Origin of the sequence: Undibacterium sp. KW1, assembly GCF_009937955.1 — a bacterium.
Lineage (GTDB): Bacteria > Pseudomonadota > Gammaproteobacteria > Burkholderiales > Burkholderiaceae_D > Undibacterium.
This window is the reverse complement of record NZ_AP018439.1, coordinates 5489946-5509334: the sequence shown is the minus strand read 5'-3', so window position 1 is coordinate 5509334 and position 19389 is coordinate 5489946. Positions and strand designations below refer to the sequence as shown.

The following is a 19389-nucleotide window of genomic DNA, read 5'->3' as shown; positions in this document are numbered from 1 at the left end:
GAAAAAGCGAGGAAGAATAAGCATGAAATTACTTAAAAAACTGATCGCTGTGCTGGCATTTGCTCCTGCAATGGTATTGGCCAATAGCGGCACTTTCCCTCTGGACCGTGCACCTGATCGCTCTACTGACATGGCAGCATTGCAAAATGGTGCCAAGCTGTTCGTCAACTATTGCCTGAACTGTCACTCTGCTTCGGCCATGCGTTACAACCGCTTGAAAGACATCGGTTTGACAGATGAGCAGATCAAGCAAAACCTCTTGTTCACTGGCGAAAAAGTCGGCGACTTGATGAAAACCACCTTGTCCGCCAAGGATGCCAAGGATTGGTTTGGTGCAGTGCCTCCTGATTTGTCCGTGATTGCCCGTGCCAAGGCATCTGGCGACGGCACAGGTGCAGACTGGATTTACACTTACCTGCGTACTTACTACCGTGATCAAACAAGACCGACTGGCTGGAATAATGCGGTATTTGAAAACGTCGGCATGCCTCATGTATTGTGGGAATTACAGGGTGCCAAACGTGGTGCGACCGTCGTAGAAGTCAAGGAAGTAAAGACGGCAGATGGTAAAGCCAACGGCTTTGCTGAAACTACCGTTACCTTTGATGAGCAAGGCAATCGCACTGAACACACTGAAGCACTCAAAGGCGAGCATCACCATGTCGGTAAAGAACCTATTAAATTGGGCCTTGCCAGTGGTGGAACGATGAGCCGCCTTGAATATGACAATGCAGTTGGCGATTTGGTTGCTTACTTGCAGTGGATGGGTGAGCCAGCACAAAACACACGCAGACGCCTGGGCGTTTGGGTCTTGCTGTTCCTGGCAACGCTGGCAACGCTGGCATGGCGCTTGAATGCATCGTACTGGAAAGAAGTGAAATAAATGTAAGGTTCCTGGCTTGTGCTGCTAACGGCATGAGCCCGGAATTTTTTGAGATCGTCCGTTTTTCTCCGTCGTAAGCGGACGTGTAATCCCTGGGGTGAGGTGCGCAAAACTGGCTCCTCGCCCTGATCGTTTCTAAGGAACTATAAAAATGATGGTTCTCTATTCGGGTACAACCTGCCCATTTTCTCAACGTTGCCGCCTGGTCCTGTTTGAAAAAGGCATGGATTTTGAAATCCGTGATGTTGATCTGTTTAACAAGCCTGAAGATATCTCGACCATGAATCCTTATGGTCAGGTACCTATCCTGGTTGAACGTGAATTGATATTGTATGAATCCAATATCATTAACGAATACATCGATGAGCGCTTCCCGCATCCGCAACTGATGCCGGCAGACCCGCTGCAACGCGCCCGCGCCCGTTTGATGTTGTTCAATTTTGAAAAAGAATTGTTCATCCACGTCCACACTCTGGAAAACGACAAGAACACCGCGTCGGCCAAAGTACAGGACAAGGCCCGCGCAGAAATCCGCGACCGCCTGACCCAACTGGCACCTTTGTTCGTCAAGAACAAATACATGCTCGGTGATGAGTTCTCCATGCTCGACGTGGCCGTTGCCCCGTTGTTGTGGCGTCTTGATCACTACGGTATAGAATTGTCGAAGACAGCAGCACCTTTGATGAAGTATGCAGAACGTATATTTTCCCGTCCTGCCTATATCGAAGCGCTGACACCATCTGAAAAAGTCATGCGCAGATAAGCAAGGCAATTTCAGGATAAGATAACAAGGCTGATGCATATCAGCCTTGTTGTTTTTGGGCACTACGCCTATGCTTGAGTAAGTTTTACAGTATCCGCAAGTACCACCTAAAGTACATTTCCATCTATCGCAGCCATCGCATTTATCGTATACACATGCAAGAAATATCCACCAAACCTTATTTTATGCGTGCCATCTATGAATGGTGCACCGACAATGGCTTTACCCCCTACATGGCGGTCAAGGTCAACCATGCTGCGCGCGTGCCTATGGAATTCGTCAGGAATGGTGAAATAGTACTCAACATCAGTTTTGGCGCGACCAGTGGCCTGAAGATGGATAACGATGCAGTCGCCTTCAAAGCCCGCTTCGGCGGTGTGTCCCGCGAAATCTATGTGCCGGTAGAAAATGTGCTGGCCGTGTATGCCAGCGAAAACGGCCAGGGCATGGCATTTGAAGTTGATCTCAGCGAAGCGCAGGAAGAAAGCGAAGAAGCTGGCGCAGAAGTCGAAGAAATCAGCAAGCCTGTGCTGGGCCTGGCATCGGTAAAAAGCACGCCTGCGCCTGTAGAAAACCAGCTTTCTGAAGAAGAACCAAAAAAATCTGAAAAAAAATCAGAAAAGCCCTCGCTAAAAATAATAAAGTAGCCTATAATCTTGGTCTTCGGGAATGCAACGGCAACGAAGCAAGAACGAAAAAAGTTTCGCCGACTTAGCTCATTTGGTAGAGCAGTTGACTTGTAATCATCAGGTGGCCAGTTCGATTCCGGCAGTCGGCACCAAATTAAAAACCCATCGTTAGCAATAACGGTGGGTTTTTTCTTTTCTATTCATTTTTCTTCTCAAACATATTTATTCCATAAACTGTTTTTTCATGAACTGCTCAAGCTGGGCACGGTCAGAATCTCTGACTGCCAGATACCAGGGCAGGGCTTTGACTCAATCTTTTTTAAATTTACGGTCTGGGAGTTTTATGCGAACTTGCATCGCGTCTTTGTTGTTGGTGATTAGTCCTGTACTTGCGGCCAGTGCCGCTCAAGCCCAGGATGGCATGCTCAGCCTCGAAATGCTGTATCACCCGACAAAAAAAGAAAAATTTGACACCAAACCACTGACACGCCTGGCATGGGATGCGCAAAACCGCCTGATAGAAACGCAAAGCAAGGATGGCGTAGTCCAGCAATTTGTGGTGAATCCTGCGACTTGGCACAAACAGGTGCTAAGCCTGGATGGCAATATCCTGGCGATGATGACAGCCGCAGGCATACCAGAAAAAGAAGCCAAAGCACAAATAGACAAACTGACACCGCAAATCAAGCCCGACCTGAAGTCTTACCTGTTCACATATAAAAATGATTTATGGTTGCTTGATCTGCAACGCGGCAAGGTCAGGGAGCTGACTCATACGCCAGATCAGGTTGAAGATGAAGCCATACTGTCACCTGATCTGCAATCGGTCGCTTATCTCAAGGGCAATGATATTTACCTGACCGATATCGCCACTGCCACAGAAAAACGCCTGACCACCGGTGGCAATGAAACCACCTTCAACGGCCGCCTGGACTGGGTATACATGGAAGAGATTTATGGCCGCGGTAAATTGCGGGCATTCTGGTGGGCGCCCGATTCCAAAAAGATCGCTTACCTGAGTTTTGATGAAAGCAAGGTGCCGGTATATACCTTGAGCGGCGACCATGTGCAGCCCATCAAGAGTGAGCGGACCCGCTATCCCAAGGCTGGTGACCCCAATCCTGATGTCAAGTTGGGCGTTGTCGATATGACGGGCCAAACCAGCTGGACTGAAAACCCTTATGCGGGCAAGGAAACCCTGATCGTCCAGGTAGGCTGGACACCGGATGGCAAGTTGCTGGCATCCTGGCAAGACCGTGTGCAGACCTGGCTGGATTTGCGCCTGTATGATGCCAAATACCGTAGCAGGCAATTGCTGCGCGAGAGCAGCCCGGCCTGGGTTGAGCGCCTGCCTTTGCCACAATTCTTGAAAGACGGCAGCTTTATCTGGGAATCTGATCGCACCGGCCATCATCATCTGTATCGCTATGACCAGCAATACCAGCTCAAGGGCGCGATAACCAAAGGCGACTGGGATATCCGCAGCGTCTATGGTGTGGATGAAGCCAAAGGCAAAGTTTTTTTTGCGGCCAATGAACGCAACCCCATAGGCAATGATGTGTATGCCGTCAATCTCGATGGCAGCAAGCTGCAAAGGCTGACGACAGAATCAGGCACTCATAATGCACGCTGGAATAGTGCATATACCCATTTCATCGATAGCTGGAGCAGCCTCAGGCAGCCACCAAGGCAGGCAGTATTCAATGCAGAAGGTGTATCGCAAAAGCTGGTCGACGATGTTGGTGTGCCTGAGAAAATGCAGGGTCTGAAACTGGCCAAAGTCACCCAACAACAAATCAAGTCGCGTGATGGCTTCCTTATGGAAAGCCTGCTGTTCCTGCCACCAGACTTTGATCCTAATAAGAAATACCCAGTTTATCAGCACCTGTATTCCGGCCCCATGGCGTCTCAAGTGGTCGACCGCTGGAACAGCAATCTCTGGCATCACTTCCTGGCGCAGCAAGGTTATATCGTCTGGATAATGGATAATCGCAGTGCCAGCAACAAGGGCCTGGCCAGCGCATGGCCTATCCACAAAAGACTGGGCCAGCTTGAATTGCAGGACCAGCTCGATGGCCTGGAATGGTTGCGCAAGCAGGGTTGGGCAGATATGGACAGGATAGCCCTGAATGGCTGGAGCTATGGCGGCTATATGACTTCTTATGCAATGACCCATAGCAAGGCTTGGAAGATAGGTTTCGTTGGTGCGCCAGTCACGGATTATCGCTTGTATGACAGCGTGTATACCGAACGCTACATGGGGCTGCCGCAAGAGAATGCCGAAGGCTATGACAAGGGTAGTGTACTGAAGGCTGCCAAGGACTTGAGCGGAAAGATCATGATCATGCATGGCACCATGGATGATAATGTCCATCCGCAAAATACCATCATGTTCATTGATGAACTGATCAAGAATGGCAAGGACTACAGCCTGCAATTGTATCCCGGGGCAGGCCATGGCCCGCGCGGTGACTGGGTGGTTTGGTCGCAGCAAAAAGCCAAGTGGGAATTTTTGAAAAACAATCTCTGATTCTTTTTTGACCTTCGAGACGTGATAATGAAAACGGTGCAGAAAAATCTGCACCGTTTTTTATTGCATTAAAGCTGACAAGGCAGAATGACGTGCATGCAAGAAAGCACGCAATAAAGTTGAGTAGTCTTCACTGACAGCAGTCTGCACTGAAGTCCGTGCCTGCAGGGTTTGCCGCCATGCTTTTAGTTTGGGAAGGTCGGTGAAAAATCCGAAATTTGCTATGTGCTCAAACACATCAAAATAGCGAAATACTGGCGCAAATGCCGCATCTACCAGACTGAAGTTATCACCTGAAAAATAAGACCCATCGCCTAGCTGTTTTTCCAGTTGTACAAACTTTGTTCTTAACTCGGCGGCCTTGGCATGTAATATCTGCGCATCTGCGGCATTGTAAAAACCGCCTATGCTATTCAGAGTGGCGGAGGCAAATTCTATCCAGGCACGGTGCTGTGCTCTTTCCAGTGCTGCTTCCGGGTGCAGGCGGTGTGGCGTGGTTTCATCGAGGTATTCGCAAATGACTGCTGATTCAAAGATGGCTTGTCCATCCACCAGCAACACTGGCGTCTTGCCCAGTGGCGACACTTGCAGGAACCAGTCAGGCTTATTCGCCAGGTCTATGTCTATGCGTTCAAATTCCAGACCTTTCTCGGCGAGGGTAATGGCAGCGCGTTGCACATAGGGGCAAAGTTTGTGGCTGATCAGGGTATATTTGTTGCTCATGATTTACCCCTCTCTTATGCCAGTGAAAAGCGTGAACTACGGCGCAGGGCAAAGGCACCATCACCGAGTAACCAGAGCGCGATTGAAGTCACGATCAGAAACACTGGATATTCCCAGCCACCGTTAGGGCTGGTATGCACCCAGCCATTGCCAAAATGCACGGTAGCGGCAACTACCATGATGGGTACCAGCGCCAGTGCAACCTGCCGGCTGTAGATGCCGAGTACCAGCGCCACACCGCCGAGTAATTCCAGTGCAAACACGGGATAAGCGAGAAAGCCCGGATAACCTATGCTGATAAAAAACTGCGCGGTGCCGGGCAGGGTAAACACAAACAGTTTCAGCAGGGCATGGGCTATCCACATGATGCCCAGGCTGATGCGCAGCAAAGTGATACCGTAGGCATTGTTGCTGTGGTCTGCAAAGGGATTTGAATGAGTCATTTTGTTCTCCAAAAAAGTGGTTGATGGAGCTACTATATGATTTCGCATTTGCAATGAAAATAGGCGGTAGAGCAAACTATGAATGCAAAAACGCAATACAAGCTAAATGCTGTTGACCTTGAAGTGGTGCTGGCGCTGGTGCGTACCGGCAAGCTGGCTGAGGCGGGAGAACGGCTGGCACTGGATGCATCCACCGTATTTCGCAGTATAAAGAAGCTGGAAAAAGGCCTGGGGCAACGCCTGTTTGAACGCTCGCGCACAGGTTATCAGGCCAATGAGCTGGCGCAGGAACTGGCAGTGCATGCAGAGCAAATGGAAGCGCAGCTCGAAGCTGCCCGTTCCGCCATGCAAATGCAGCCAGATCAGGTCGCAGGAGCCGTGCGCATCACAACGACAGATACCATATTGCATGGCTTGCTGGCACCTGTCTTGAAGCCTTTGCAACTGCTGCATCCCCTCTTGAGTCTTGATCTGCATGCAGGCAATGAACTGGCCAGCCTGACCAGGCGCGATGCCGATATTGCCATACGGGCAAGCAAGCGGCCACCGCAGCATTTGATAGGCAAGCACCTAGGGCCTATACGGGTGGCTTTGTATGCAGGCAAGAGCAGCAAGATAAAGCACTTTGATGCTGACGTCGCCCAGCGACATCACTGGATAGCCCCTGACGATGCCTTGCCAGAACATCCGTCTGTCGTGTGGCGCAAGAAGCAATTCCCAAAGCTGCAGGCGACCTACAAGGTCAATAGCATACTCACCGTGGCAGAGCTGGTGGGACAGGGCTTGGGGCTGGGTATCTTGCCACTATTCCTCGCCCATGGGCGCAAGGATGTAGTGCAACTGAGTGATGTGCTGGATGAATGCCAGACTGAGCTATGGCTGCTCACGCATGCCGAGGCCAGGCATTTGCGCCGGGTGTCGGCGGTGTATTCCTACCTGTCGCAAGAGATGGTCTTGAATTGAAAAAAGCCGCTGTGAGCTTGATCACTCACAGCGGCTTTCTATCGGTAAGACAATATCAGGAAGGGATATTGAAGTCAGCCAGTTTTTTGCTGAACTTGAACAGCCAGATGCGGTTAGGGCGTTCAGTATCTGCACCACGGGCTACGCGCATGGTATTGCCTGCGGTACAGCCCAGTACACCGGCAGTAGTCGTCAGGGCGCCATTGGCATCAACCGTACACTTGGTGACGTCGGCACCAACCACGATAGCACCGCTAGGATCGACGATGACAGTCTTCATGCCAAAGTCATCATCATTCGTCAGCGCCAGGGTGTTTTCATCGACCAGGGCCAGACCTTCGGCTTTTTCTGCCAGCCAGCCAGCATTGTTCAGGTCAAACAACTGGGTTTTCTTGAGCAAGACCACATCGGCATAATTGACACCATTGACTGCTGCACCTGTCATGCTGCTTTTTTCCAGGTCTGTGCTCATGTTGGCAATATCAGTCGCATTGCTCGGTACTTGTACCAGCATCAGCTTGTTGAAGGCCTTGCCGTCCGGGCCTGTACCTTGTTCTATGACGATGAATTTGCCATTACCCAATGACACCATATCACCCAGTTTGGCATTGCCGGTTTTGCCTGCCGTGTATTGCGTGCTGTCGATAGGGTAGGCGTACAGCTTGGTCTTTTCTGTGGTTGGGTCGAACTCTACCCAGCGGTTGAACTTCGCGTAATCCTTGATGCTTTCGTTGGTCGCTGCAGTTGCACCGGGCACGATGTAATTGGCCTTGCCATCATCGAGTGGGCTTTGCACAAAACCATTCAATTTGCCGGTGGCGACTTCCAGTGACAGGCCTTCCATGCCGCGGTTGGCACGGCGTTTCAGCAAGACAGCAGGCAGGTCGGCTGCGCCTGTACCTGGCTGGTATTTTTTCAGGATGATGCCGGTGGCAACATCAATCTTCAAAATGAATGGGCCGTATTCATCAGACACCCAGACTACACCGCGTGCTGCATCATAGACGATGGATTCAGTATCCAAACCATAGTCGCTAAAGCTTGTCTTGCTGCTGGCATCAAATTTGGCGGCATCATTCAAAGGCACTTCGGCAGAAGAACCGACCTTACCTGCCGCGATAGACAGGCCCGATGCATTGATAGTGGGACTGAACTTGATCGGCGTGCTTGATTTCAGCACAGCGCCATCCTTGCCTATGCTGATCAGGCCAAATGAAGGCGTGAAGCTGGGGGATGGGAAGAATTTGGCATCACTCGTGCCGGTAGCGCCAGGGGTCACGACAGAGTTAGGTACTTTAGGGCCATCGCCGTTAGGACCACGGTCGGTGATGCCATAAAATTCCAGCGAGCCATCAGCGGCCTTGCCCTTGAATGTCAGACCAGAACCATAGGATGGCAAGAAGCCTTTCGGGAATTCTGCCTTGACTGCCGCATTTGTACCTTCATATGGCACGAAGAAATTATCCGCAGCCTGCACCTGATAACGCGTGATGGCAGCGCTGACCGTGCCCAGGGCATTGGTTTGCGTCACAGTATCAACGACAGGTGTGCCCAGCTTTGACGCCATGGTGTCTTCAAAATGTTCGCGTACCAGGGTGCGGCGGTCTGCATCCACGGTGAGCTTCTGGTAATTCGCTGGCAGCTTGGCCAGAGTTGCCGTCAGTGCCGTGTTGAAGTTGGCTGCATTGGCATTGAAATCCAGCGTCTGACCAGCGAGCGCAGCCTTCACTGTAGCAGGTATTTTGATACCTGTAGCAACATCATTGTCTTCATCCAGCAATTGCAGGAATAGCAGGCGGTTGACTACGCTGTCGTCCTTGACGTTGCTGGAATTAGCCAGCGTCAATGGCGTAATGGTCGTAGCGCAAGGAGCAGAGCCGATACCTATGCCACCCACAGAAAATGCAACAGTATCGCCCACATTGCAGCTAAAACCGCCAGTGGCAGATGTGTTTTGCTTGGTGCCGCCAGCAATAGAATATTCAAGGCCATCCACTGCGGCATCCAGGAATATGCCATTGACTGGTGTAGGCGTGGCAGGTGTGGTGACGACAGTATTATTGCTGCTGCCACCGCAGGCGCTCAGCAGCATGGCAGCAGCCAGGCTACTGAGTATCAGGTTCTTGTTACTTTGCATCATTTGACAGGACCTCTTGAATAGATAAATTTGCGTGAAAATTCTTGCCCGCGAATTTACTACCGGCATATGACGCAGCAATGACACTATCGATAATGCCTGTCGTAATGCGAAGGTCACAATTGGCTTTTATAGTGTGCTCACCAAAATCCATGGAGTGCACATCATGATGAAATCTACGATACGTCGCGCAATATCTGGTATGGCTTTGACATTGTTGCTGCCACTAGGCCAGGCAATTGCCGCCAGCAATATGGTGCCCGACTATGAAGTCAAATTGCTCATGAACCCGAACGTGGTTCTCGATGCAGATCACAAACTCAAAAGTACGGTACTCAGCACCTTCAATATGCCAACGTCCGTGACCAAGATGAATGTGCTGTTCATGGATACGAATGCCAAAGATATCTATGGCAATACCTGGATAGCGCGGATACGCAAGACAGAAGGTGAAAGTGATTTCGAGCTGACCTACAAGAAGCGCTATGCCATCGACAATGGCAATATCACCGAGGCCCTGTACAAAGCCAATGCTGAAGGTTTTGATTCCACTGAAAAGAATTACGAAGCCCAGGTTGAATGGGGCTATCAAAAGAAAACCCTGAGTATTTCCAACAGCAAGACAGACAGCAAATCGGGTTACAGTGGCATGGACTTGCCGTCTGCCAGCGACTCCCGCAGCCTGCTCAAAAAGAACATCCCCGGCAAGATGGATAACTGGCTGTATAGCGGCTGGGGCAAATCCATGCTCGACAGTTCGCGCAAGTATGGCCCGATACTGGCCAAGCGCTCAGTTGGTACTTGGAGTGGCCTGAAGCTGTACATCGAAGTCTGGCCTATCCTGAACCAGGCTGGCACAGGTACTGACTATATCGTTGAAGCTTCTTTCAAGACCACGAGCGAAGCAACAGCATCTGCCAAGCATGATGAATTGCAGGCTTATCTGATTTCGCGTGGCTGGTTTGTCGCTGAGGATTCTCTGAAGACCCAATTGATTATGGATCGCTATTAAGATTCTTTGAGGCCTTGCCAGCGTGGCGTTAATTCATGCGGCAAGGCAAACATATCGAGTACGCGACCCAACGTGTGATCGACCATCTCTTCTATGCTTTGCGGGCGGTGGTAAAAACCGGGCAGGGGCGGGAAGATGATGCCGCCCATTTCTGTCACGGCTGTCATATTGCGCAAGTGCGCCAGATTGAAAGGTGTTTCGCGCACCATCATAACCAGACGGCGACGCTCTTTCAAGACTACATCGGCGGCGCGGGTGATGAGATTGTCTGACAGCCCATGTGCCACGGCTGCCAGGGTCTTCATCGAGCAGGGCGCGATGATCATGCCGTCTGACAAAAACGAACCGCTGGCAATGCTGGCACCGACATCGCGCACATTGTGGACAACATCGGCCAGGGCTTCTACATCCTTGCGTTTCAAATCCATTTCCTGGTGCAGGTTCAGTACACCTGCTTCTGAAATCAGCAAATGACTTTCTACGCCAGAAATATTGCGTAATACTTGCAACAGTCGCACACCATAGATTGCACCCGTTGCACCGGTAATGGCAACAATCAGGCGCTTGGGGGCTGCGGCGTCAGTCATGCCTTGCTTAGTCTTTCAGCAAAGTCTGCAATTCGCCGCTGTCAAACATTTCATTCATGATGTCAGAGCCACCAATGAATTCGCCTTTGACATACAACTGCGGTACGGTAGGCCAGTTGGAAAAGTCCTTGATGCCCTGGCGCACTTCCGGGTCTTCCAGCACATTCACGGTGACCATGTTTTGCACGCCACAGGCTTTCAGCAATTGAATCGCACGGCCAGAAAAGCCACATTGCGGGAATTGGGCCGTACCCTTCATGAATAACACTACAGGGTTTGCAGTAACAGTTTCTTTGATCCAGCTTTGTACGTCGCTCATGGCTATCTTTCTTGAATACTTGAATTACGAATACCTGCATTATAGTAGAAAGCCTCACGCAGTGCCGCAGCAGCGTATCCGGGTGCAGGAAAGTTAATGTAAATCAATTTGCAGTTTCAGGCACCATGGGCTAATAGTGTTACATTAAGTGCTTAATATCCTACCTAGAGCCGAAAAAATCGGCCAGTTGCTGGAGACCCGTATGCAAATGCGTGACACTGGAATTTCCTCCGGGCAAATAAAGCCTGGCCCTGGCATAAGTCCTGCATCATCTGCCCGCATGATGATAGAACAGGCACATGAACGCTCAGCCGCCTATGGCTTGCCGCGCACGGCTGCGCCAGACTATGGCCCGCTGGGCAAGACAGATATCAAGACCCTGCTGGAACAAAACCGGGTCTTGCACCAGCATGCCTTGCCCGTCATGGAAAACTTGTATGAGCAAATAATTAACACGCACAATATGGTCATCCTGACCGATGTGAATGGGCTCATCATACATACTCTTGGCGATGCTGATTTTCTGGAAAAAGCGGACAGGGTGGCCCTCAGCCCCGGTGTCGCCTGGTCTGAGCGTAGCAAAGGCACCAATGCCATAGGCACGGCCATTGCCGAAAAAACACCCACCATCGTCCATGCCGACCAGCATTATCTCGAAGCCAACAATTTTCTGACTTGCTCTGCTGCACCTATCTTTGATGTCATGGGCAATGTCATCGGTGTGCTGGATGTGACGGGAGACCAGCATAATTTCCACAAGCACACCATGGCCCTGGTGCGCATGTCGGCGCAGATGATAGAAAACCAGTTGTTTGCCTCTTCTTTTCAGGATGCCATCAAACTCAGTTTTCATAGCCGCCCGGAATTTTTGGGTACCCTGATGGAGGGCATCGCCTGCTTTGACAATGATGGCCGTTTTTTATCGGCCAGCCGCAGTGGATTGTTCCAGCTGGGTTTGCCACTATCTGCTTTGCAAACGCACACTTTCAGTTCCCTGTTTGGTTTGCCTGTATCAGCTTTGCATGAACACTACCGTACCGCGACACCGGGTTTGCTGACGCTGTGCCTGCACAATGGTGTGCGTGTGTATGCCAAAAGCCAGAGCCTCAAGCGTCCTTCAGCCGCTGCCAGGCATGTGCTGGACAATGCACGTGAACCGCAGTCGGTAGAAGTCAAATCCAAGCTATCGAGCCTGCATTATCTGGATACCGGTGATGAGCAACTTGCCCGTGCCATCGATAAACTCAAGCGTGTCATAGGGCGTGATATCTCGATACTGGTAACGGGTGAGACTGGCACTGGCAAGGAATTACTGGCCCAGGCTGTGCATAATGATTCACCGCGTAAATCCGGCCCCTTTGTTGCCGTGAATTGTGCATCGATACCAGAAACCCTGATTGAATCAGAACTGTTCGGCTATGAAGATGGCGCTTTCACTGGTGCACGCAAGAAAGGCAATGTCGGCAAGATCTTGCAGGCCAATGGTGGCACGCTATTTCTCGATGAAATCGGTGACATGCCCCTGAATCTGCAAGCCCGCTTGCTGCGGGTCTTGCAGGAACGCATGGTGACACCTCTCGGCAGCAGCAAATCCATCCCCGTCAACCTCGCCCTGATCTGCGCCACCAACCGCAACCTGCGCGAGATGATAGGCAAAGGCGAATTCCGTGATGACCTGTATTACCGTTTGAATGGTCTGGTAGTGCGCTTACCACCCTTGCGTGAACGCACAGACCTTGATGTCGTGATAGCCAAAGTCCTGGCGACAGAAAGCGAAGGAAGGCAATACAGGATAGCGCCTGCAGTCATGCAGTTATTTCATGCCCATGGCTGGCCAGGCAACTTCCGCCAGTTGACGAATCTCCTGCGCACCGCCATCGTCATGACGGACGCCGATATGGAAATCCGTCTCGAACATTTGCCCGAGGATTTTCTGGAAGATATGGATGTGGTACTGAAACCCGCAGCCATGGCTTTGAGTCAAACACCCGCCAGTTTGGACGCGCTGGAAATGGATGCCATACAACAGACCCTGCAACAGCATCAGGGCAATGTCACTGCTGCGGCCAAGGCCTTGGGGGTGTCGCGCAATACAATTTACCGCAAGCTGGCCGCTTTGAAGAGTGACTGATCAAGCCTGCGGGCCGTGCAAAACTGCAGTACCCAGTAAATCATTTTCTTCATCCGTGAACAGGCGTGAACGTGTCAAAAAGCGTTTGCCCGTGCCATTGTCGAGTGAAAACATGCCACCCATGCCTGCTACCACATCAATGATCAATTGTGTGTGCCGCCAGTATTCAAACTGATCACTTCCCATATAAAACGGTGTGCCATCCAGATCACCCAGATACACATCAGCATCGCCTATGCCATATTCATTCCTGGCGTAACAAAGCGGTGAACTGCCATCACAGCAACCGCCGGACTGGAAAAATAATAATGGGCCGTATTTGGTTTGCAGCGCACTGATAAATTCCAGCGCTGTGGGTGTAGCGGTAACGCGGGCGGGGTAGTGGTCATTTTTTTTCGGTTGTTTTACGTAAAGACCAAAAAGCTCAACACAGAGGCACAGAGACACAGAGAAGAGCAAGAGAAGGCCAAAAAACTTCTTGTATTCTAACTCTGTGTCTCTATAAAAGTAGAGACACAGAGACAAATCTAAAAATCATCATTCCAGGTTTTCTCTTGCCTTTCTCTGTGTCTCTGTGCCTCTGTGCCTCTGTGTTGAGAGGTCTTAAATGTCAATCAAAAGAACCCCATCGCATTCGGGTTATAGCTCACCAGCAGGTTTTTAGTCTGTTGATAGTGATCCAGCATCATCTTGTGGTTTTCACGTCCTATTCCTGATTGTTTATAACCACCAAATGCTGCATGTGCAGGATACAGGTGGTAGCAATTGGTCCAGACTCGGCCAGCTTCGATGGCGCGGCCCACGCGGAAGGCGCGGGAGCCGTCGCGTGTCCACAGGCCAGAACCCAGACCGTACAAGGTGTCGTTGGCAATTGATATCGCCTCTTCTTCATCCTTGAAGGTAGTGACCGATACGACAGGGCCAAAGATTTCTTCCTGGAAGATGCGCATCTTGTTGTGACCCTGGAAGATAGTCGGCTTCACGTAATAACCCTTGGCCAGGTCACCATCCAGCATATTCCTTTCGCCACCCAGCAAGAGTTGTGCGCCTTCCTGTTTGCCTATGTCCAGATAGGACAAAATCTTTTCCAGTTGTTCCTGTGAAGCCTGCGCACCTATCATGGTGGTGCTGTCGAGAGGGTTACCCTGCTTGATGGCCGCCACGCGCTTGATGGCCCTGGCCATGAACTGGTCATAGATAGATTCCTGTATCAGCACGCGTGATGGACAGGTGCAAACTTCGCCCTGGTTCAGCGCGAACATGGCAAAACCTTCCAGGCATTTGTCGAAAAAGGCATCGTCCTGATCCAGGACGTCGGCGAAGAAAATATTCGGTGATTTTCCACCAAGTTCCAGCGTGACAGGGATGATGTTTTGCGATGCATACTGCATGATCAGGCGACCAGTGCCGGTTTCACCAGTGAAGGCAATCTTGGCAATGCGCTTGCTGGTAGCCAGTGGCTTGCCAGCTTCCAGGCCAAAGCCATTCACGATATTCAAGACGCCAGGCGGCAATAAATCCTTGATCAAATCAATCAACACCATGATGGATGCTGGTGTTTGCTCTGCCGGTTTGAGGACTATGCAATTGCCAGCTGCCAGTGCTGGAGCCATCTTCCACACCGCCATCAGTATAGGGAAATTCCATGGAATGATCTGGCCGACGACACCCAGCGGTTCATGGAAATGATAGGCATAAGTTTGGTCATCGATTTGCGCGACAGTGCCTTCCTGCGCCCGTATGCAGCCGGCGAAATAGCGGAAGTGATCGATCGCCAGAGGAATATCTGCCGCCATGGTTTCGCGTATGGGTTTGCCATTGTCTATGGTCTCTGCCGTTGCCAGCAGGCTGAGGTTGGCTTCCATGCGGTCTGCAATTCTATTCAGGATGTTCGAGCGCTCAGCAAGCGAGGTCTTGCCCCATGCCTTCTTGGCGGCATGGGCAGCATCGAGTGCCAGTTCCACGTCTTCTGCGGTTGAACGCGCGACTTCGCAAAAAGCCTGGCCGATGACGGGGCTGATATTCTCGAAATATTCACCCTTGACCGGGGCCACAAATTTGCCGCCTATGAAATTATCGTAGCGTTTGGCGAAAGGGTTGCTGATACCGAGTTTGCTGATGTCTGCCATGTTCATGATGGTGGTCTCCGTTGTTTATTAGATGGTGTGCATAAGCTGCGACACGGGGATAACAACGCAAACGGCGTGCCATGGCTAAAATATTTTCCTTGCGGAAAATACAGCAGGTACAGATTAGCGAGGGAGAAGGTGCAGAGGGAGAATGACTGCCGATGCTAATGACGGATTTGCGGAGGAGAGAGTAATGACAAATCAAAGTGTCACATTATTTCGCAACGCAGATCAGACTGTCACAATTTGGGACAGTCTGATCAACTCGTTTATTTCTTACTTATTACTTACCCACGCAATTTCGCAAACGCCGCAGCCATCGCGTTGCCAGCGGGTGCCGGTGCCTGGGCTTGCGAGCGGTGTTGATTGAGGCGCTTGGCGTCGTTACGGTCGCCACGTTGTTCAGGCTTGCTGCCAGCGACAGGTGCTGCATCGCTCAGACGCATGGTCAGGGCGATGCGCTGGCGTTTGACATCGACTTCCAGCACTTTCACCTTGACGACCTGGCCAGCCTTGACGACTGTATGCGGGTCTTTGACGAAGGTGTTGGACAAGGCAGAGATATGTACCAGACCATCCTGATGCACACCAATATCAACGAAAGCACCAAAGGCGGCAACGTTGGTGACTACGCCTTCCAAAATCATGTCAGGGCGCAAATCCTTGATTTCTTCTACGCCATCCTTGAAGGTGGCAGTCGTGAATTCAGGACGCGGGTCACGGCCTGGTTTTTCCAGCTCGCGGATGATGTCGGTGATGGTCGGCACACCAAATTTTTCATCGGCGTATTTAGCTGGATTCAAAGATTTCAGCAAGCCAGCATCGCCAATGACGCCCTTCACATCCTTCTTGATATCAGCGAGGATTTTTTCTACCAGTGGATAAGATTCAGGGTGGACTGCAGATGCATCAAGCGGGTTGCTGCCATTCATGATGCGCAAGAAACCGGCTGCCTGCTCGAAAGTCTTGTCGCCCAGGCGCGGTACTGCACGCAAGTCTGAACGTGAGTTAAACATGCCCTTGGCATCGCGGAAATTGACGATGCTTTCCGCCACGCTCGATGACAGGCCAGACACACGCGCCAGCAAAGGGGCAGAAGCCGTATTCACATCGACACCAACCGCATTCACGCAATCTTCAACGACGGCATCGAGTGAACGCGCCAGTTGCGACTGGCTGACATCATGCTGGTACTGGCCTACACCTATGGATTTGGGATCGATCTTCACCAGTTCCGCCAATGGGTCTTGCAGTCGGCGTGCAATCGATACTGCACCACGAATCGACACATCCAGATCAGGCAATTCCTTGGACGCAAATTCAGAAGCGGAATACACCGATGCACCGGCTTCAGAGACCACGATCTTGGTCAGTTTGAGTTCAGGCTTGAGCTTGATCAAATCGCCCGCCAGTTTGTCGGTTTCACGCGATGCCGTGCCATTGCCGATGGAGATCAGCGACACATTATGCTTGGCCGCCAGTTGCGCCAATACATGCAGCGAGCCATCCCAGTCATTGCGCGGCTGATGCGGGTAAATCGTCGCATGCTCAACCACTTTACCAGTGGCATCCACGATCGCCACTTTGACGCCAGTACGCAGGCCAGGATCGAGACCCATGGTGGCGCGTGGGCCGGCAGGTGCTGCCAGCAGCAGGGCTTTGAGGTTGCGGGCGAATACGTTGATGGCTTCAATTTCTGCGGTTTCACGCAACTTGCCCATCAGCTCAGTATCGAGATGCATGAAGACCTTGACGCGCCAGGCCCAGCGTACGGTATCGACCAGCCATTTGTCGGCAGGGCGGTCTTTCTGGCTGACACCAAAGCGGGCAGCGATGCGGCTTTCGCATGGGTTCAGCGGTGCATCCCATTTTGGTTTTTCTTCTTCGCTATCCAGCCGCAGAGTCACGGTCAGCATTTCTTCGCGGCGGCCACGGAACAGGGCCAGGGCGCGATGGGAAGGGATAGTGCCCAGGGTTTCTGAATAATCGAAGTAATCGGCGAATTTTTCACCGGCTTCTTCTTTGCCAGCAACGACCTTGGATTCCACAATGCCGTGGTCATTCAGGTATTCACGCAGGGCTTGCAACAGGGTCGCATCTTCAGCAAAGCGTTCCATCAAAATCTGGCGTGCGCCATCAAGAGCCGCTTTGGCGTCCGGCACACCTGGGTTGTCGCCATTGTCAGTGGTAAAAGCTGGCTTCAGGTAATTCGCGGCTTCGGTATCCGGGTTGAGCATGGGGTCGGCCAGCAAGGCATCGGCCAGTGGCAGCAAACCAGCTTCAACGGCGATCTGCGCCTTGGTGCGGCGCTTGGGTTTGTACGGCAGGTACAAATCTTCGAGGCGGGTCTTGTCTTCGGCATGGGTGATGGCATCCAGCAATACCGGCGTCATCTTGCCCTGTTCTTCTATCGAGGCGATGATGGCGGTACGGCGGTCTTCCAGCTCGCGCAGGTAACGCAGGCGCTCTTCCAGCAGGCGCAGCTGTATATCATCCAGGCCACCAGTCACTTCTTTACGGTAACGGGCGATAAACGGGACGGTAGCACCTTCGTCCAGCAAGGCAACAGCAGCGGCAACCTGAACCGGCTTGGCAGCCAGCTCTACGGCGAGTCTTTGTTCAATCGAAGGCAACATAAATCCAGAATCCAGACATAAAAAAAAGCAATCAAGGCGCAGATGATACGCAATTTGTGACTTTGCGCCAGTCTTGACAGCAGAAGAGACTAGGGTTAGAACTTCAAAGTTGCCTGAATTGCATGTTAAAAAGAGATGTCGGGCAGCGATAAACAGGTTGTTTATCAATTACTTATCGCAGTCTTTTCATTTTGAGTTTCACTTACCAAGTTTTACAGGATTTAGTTTTACTAGTGTAAAGTTGGCTTTATTACTGCTTATTTTGCCACTTATCTCAAGAAATTATGGACACCACTTTCTTTCATTCGAGCCGGAATTTATATCCATCTGTTTTCCAGGTCATCGTTGCCGCGATGTTGATTGCACCAGCTTCAGCTGTATTTGCAGTCGAGGATTGCGAGCTGAACAAGGAATCAGTCAATCCGGCGAATGGCTATACCACGGCAGGCAAGACCGGCATGATGAAGTGCAAGGATAGGGATAGCGGCAAGCTGGTGCGCGAGCAGGAATTGCGCGCCGGTGTCTATGTCGGGCTGGTGCGCTATTACAAGGATGGCTTGCTGTTCAAGGAATACAGCGTCAATGAAAAAGGCAATACCGACGGCAAATTGCGGGAGTTTGCACCGAATGGACAGGTGATCCTGGAAGAAAACAATGTCAATGGAAGCACCCGTGGTCTCTTGCGTGCCTGGTATCCGAATGGTGTATTGCGGCGCGTGGCATTCATAGGTGAGGGGCCGCGTGACAAAGCCTCTGTCAAATATACGCAAGACAAGCAACTGAGTGAACTCGAATGTGGCGACAAACCCCTGCTGGCACCACATGTCAACGATGCAGCATTGTGCGGTTTCCAGGCCAAGACTTCAGTGGTGCAATTGTTCTCAGACAGCGGCAAGCTCAAGAGCCAGATCAACTTTCTGTCAGGCGTGAGCCAGCAGAGCACCTACTTCCACGACAATGGCAAGCCTGATACGGTCGATGAGCTCGGACCAAAACAGAAGACGCGCAAGGTCTATTCCGACAAAGGCGTTTTGCGCAAGGAAACCGCCTGGAATGTGACGGAAAAACCGGCAACCATAGAGCGTGAAATTGAATATCACGAGAGTGGATCAAAAGTGCGCGAACAACTGTATGCACTGACTGAAAAAGAGGGACGTCGCCAGAACCGCCTGATTGCCGACAACAGTTTTTATCTGAATGGACAGCCCAAACGCAGTGAAAAATACACCGTCGAAGGCAAGGACGACGTCAAGGAAGTGCGCAACTATTTTGATAATGGCAAACTATCCAGTCTTGAGCGCTATGTTTACGAAGGCCGCTACCGCGAACGTCCGATTGGTGTGCACCAGAGCTTTGCACAAAACGGCACGCTGGTGCGGGAATCTCATTACGATGAGCGTGGCCGCATACAGCGCGAGCGTAGCTGGGATGACAGCGGTAAATTGCTTGCAGATGACCAGGTCTATGAAGATGGGTCGCGCAAGGCGTTTTCAAAATAATGCGA

The 19389-nt window shown here is 51.4% G+C and carries 16 protein-coding genes and 1 tRNA gene; 9 read left to right on the top strand and 8 right to left on the bottom strand.

All coding sequences use genetic code 11. From position 1 onward, the window contains the following. The first annotated feature begins 22 nt into the window (after nt 1-22). The 5 genes from UNDKW_RS24700 to UNDKW_RS24680 all read left to right on the top strand — a co-directional run bounded on the left by UNDKW_RS24700 (nt 23) and on the right by UNDKW_RS24680 (nt 4805). On the top strand, nt 23-883 hold the full coding sequence (locus UNDKW_RS24700) for a cytochrome c1 (RefSeq protein ID WP_162060917.1): 861 nt from the start codon (nt 23-25) through the stop codon (nt 881-883). Between the two features lie 151 nt (nt 884-1034). Next, nucleotides 1035-1646 carry a glutathione S-transferase N-terminal domain-containing protein gene (locus UNDKW_RS24695; RefSeq protein ID WP_110256517.1) on the top strand — a complete coding sequence of 204 codons (612 nt, stop codon included), beginning with the start codon at nt 1035-1037 and terminating at the stop codon, nt 1644-1646. 155 nt (nt 1647-1801) lie between these two features. After that, nucleotides 1802-2293: a ClpXP protease specificity-enhancing factor gene (locus UNDKW_RS24690; RefSeq protein ID WP_162060916.1), complete on the top strand. Its 492-nt coding sequence runs from the start codon at nt 1802-1804 to the stop codon at nt 2291-2293. 58 nt (nt 2294-2351) lie between these two features. Next, nucleotides 2352-2427 (top strand) — tRNA-Thr (locus UNDKW_RS24685). Nucleotides 2428-2618: 191 nt separating this feature from the next. Further along, entirely contained in the window at nt 2619-4805 is a 2187-nt protein-coding gene (locus UNDKW_RS24680; RefSeq protein ID WP_162060915.1) for a S9 family peptidase, read from the top strand. Between the two features lie 60 nt (nt 4806-4865). Here UNDKW_RS24680 and UNDKW_RS24675 read toward each other — a convergent pair whose 3' ends face one another. Further along, on the bottom strand, nt 4866-5528 hold the full coding sequence (locus UNDKW_RS24675; RefSeq protein ID WP_162060914.1) for a glutathione S-transferase family protein: 663 nt from the start codon (nt 5526-5528) through the stop codon (nt 4866-4868). A gap of 14 nt (nt 5529-5542) precedes the next feature. Continuing rightward, entirely contained in the window at nt 5543-5971 is a 429-nt protein-coding gene (locus UNDKW_RS24670) for a DoxX family protein (RefSeq protein WP_162060913.1), read from the bottom strand. Nucleotides 5972-6049: 78 nt separating this feature from the next. Between UNDKW_RS24670 and UNDKW_RS24665 the strand changes: the two genes are divergently transcribed. After that, nucleotides 6050-6934 carry a LysR family transcriptional regulator gene (locus UNDKW_RS24665; RefSeq protein WP_162060912.1) on the top strand — a complete coding sequence of 295 codons (885 nt, stop codon included), beginning with the start codon at nt 6050-6052 and terminating at the stop codon, nt 6932-6934. A 55-nt stretch (nt 6935-6989) separates the two neighbouring features. On the opposite strand, the gene UNDKW_RS24660 is transcribed toward UNDKW_RS24665, so the two are convergent. Continuing rightward, nucleotides 6990-9074: an esterase-like activity of phytase family protein gene (locus UNDKW_RS24660; RefSeq protein WP_370529053.1), complete on the bottom strand. Its 2085-nt coding sequence runs from the start codon at nt 9072-9074 to the stop codon at nt 6990-6992. A gap of 163 nt (nt 9075-9237) precedes the next feature. On the opposite strand from UNDKW_RS24660, the gene UNDKW_RS24655 reads away from it, so the two are divergent. Continuing rightward, a complete protein-coding gene (locus UNDKW_RS24655) occupies nt 9238-10083 on the top strand; it encodes a hypothetical protein (RefSeq protein ID WP_197893018.1) in 846 nt (281 codons plus the stop codon). On the opposite strand, the gene UNDKW_RS24650 is transcribed toward UNDKW_RS24655, so the two are convergent. Then, nucleotides 10080-10670, bottom strand: a complete 591-nt coding sequence (locus tag UNDKW_RS24650) for a UbiX family flavin prenyltransferase (protein ID WP_162060911.1) — start codon at nt 10668-10670, stop codon at nt 10080-10082. The two genes, UNDKW_RS24655 and UNDKW_RS24650, sit on opposite strands and share 4 nt — an antisense overlap. Before the next feature lie 7 nt (nt 10671-10677). After that, the gene (gene grxD, locus UNDKW_RS24645) at nt 10678-10989 is read right to left on the bottom strand and encodes a Grx4 family monothiol glutaredoxin (protein ID WP_162043472.1); all 312 of its coding nucleotides are present in this window, start codon (nt 10987-10989) and stop codon (nt 10678-10680) included. Nucleotides 10990-11272: 283 nt separating this feature from the next. Here grxD and UNDKW_RS24640 point away from each other — a divergent pair, with 283 nt between their 5' ends. Beyond that, the gene (locus UNDKW_RS24640; protein WP_232063454.1) at nt 11273-13120 is read left to right on the top strand and encodes a sigma-54-dependent Fis family transcriptional regulator; all 1848 of its coding nucleotides are present in this window, start codon (nt 11273-11275) and stop codon (nt 13118-13120) included. Here UNDKW_RS24640 and UNDKW_RS24635 read toward each other — a convergent pair whose 3' ends face one another. The 3 genes from UNDKW_RS24635 to UNDKW_RS24625 form a co-directional block, all read right to left on the bottom strand. Continuing rightward, the gene (locus UNDKW_RS24635) at nt 13121-13468 is read right to left on the bottom strand and encodes a DUF779 domain-containing protein (protein ID WP_232063453.1); all 348 of its coding nucleotides are present in this window, start codon (nt 13466-13468) and stop codon (nt 13121-13123) included. Nucleotides 13469-13734: 266 nt separating this feature from the next. Then, nucleotides 13735-15255, bottom strand: coding sequence for an aldehyde dehydrogenase (gene adh, locus UNDKW_RS24630; protein WP_162060909.1), 1521 nt, complete (start codon nt 15253-15255; stop codon nt 13735-13737). A gap of 281 nt (nt 15256-15536) precedes the next feature. Beyond that, a complete protein-coding gene (locus tag UNDKW_RS24625) occupies nt 15537-17885 on the bottom strand; it encodes a Tex family protein (RefSeq protein WP_162060908.1) in 2349 nt (782 codons plus the stop codon). Between the two features lie 284 nt (nt 17886-18169). Between UNDKW_RS24625 and UNDKW_RS24620 the strand changes: the two genes are divergently transcribed. After that, a complete protein-coding gene (locus tag UNDKW_RS24620) occupies nt 18170-19384 on the top strand; it encodes a toxin-antitoxin system YwqK family antitoxin (protein ID WP_162060907.1) in 1215 nt (404 codons plus the stop codon). The last annotated feature ends 5 nt before the right edge of the window (nt 19385-19389 follow it).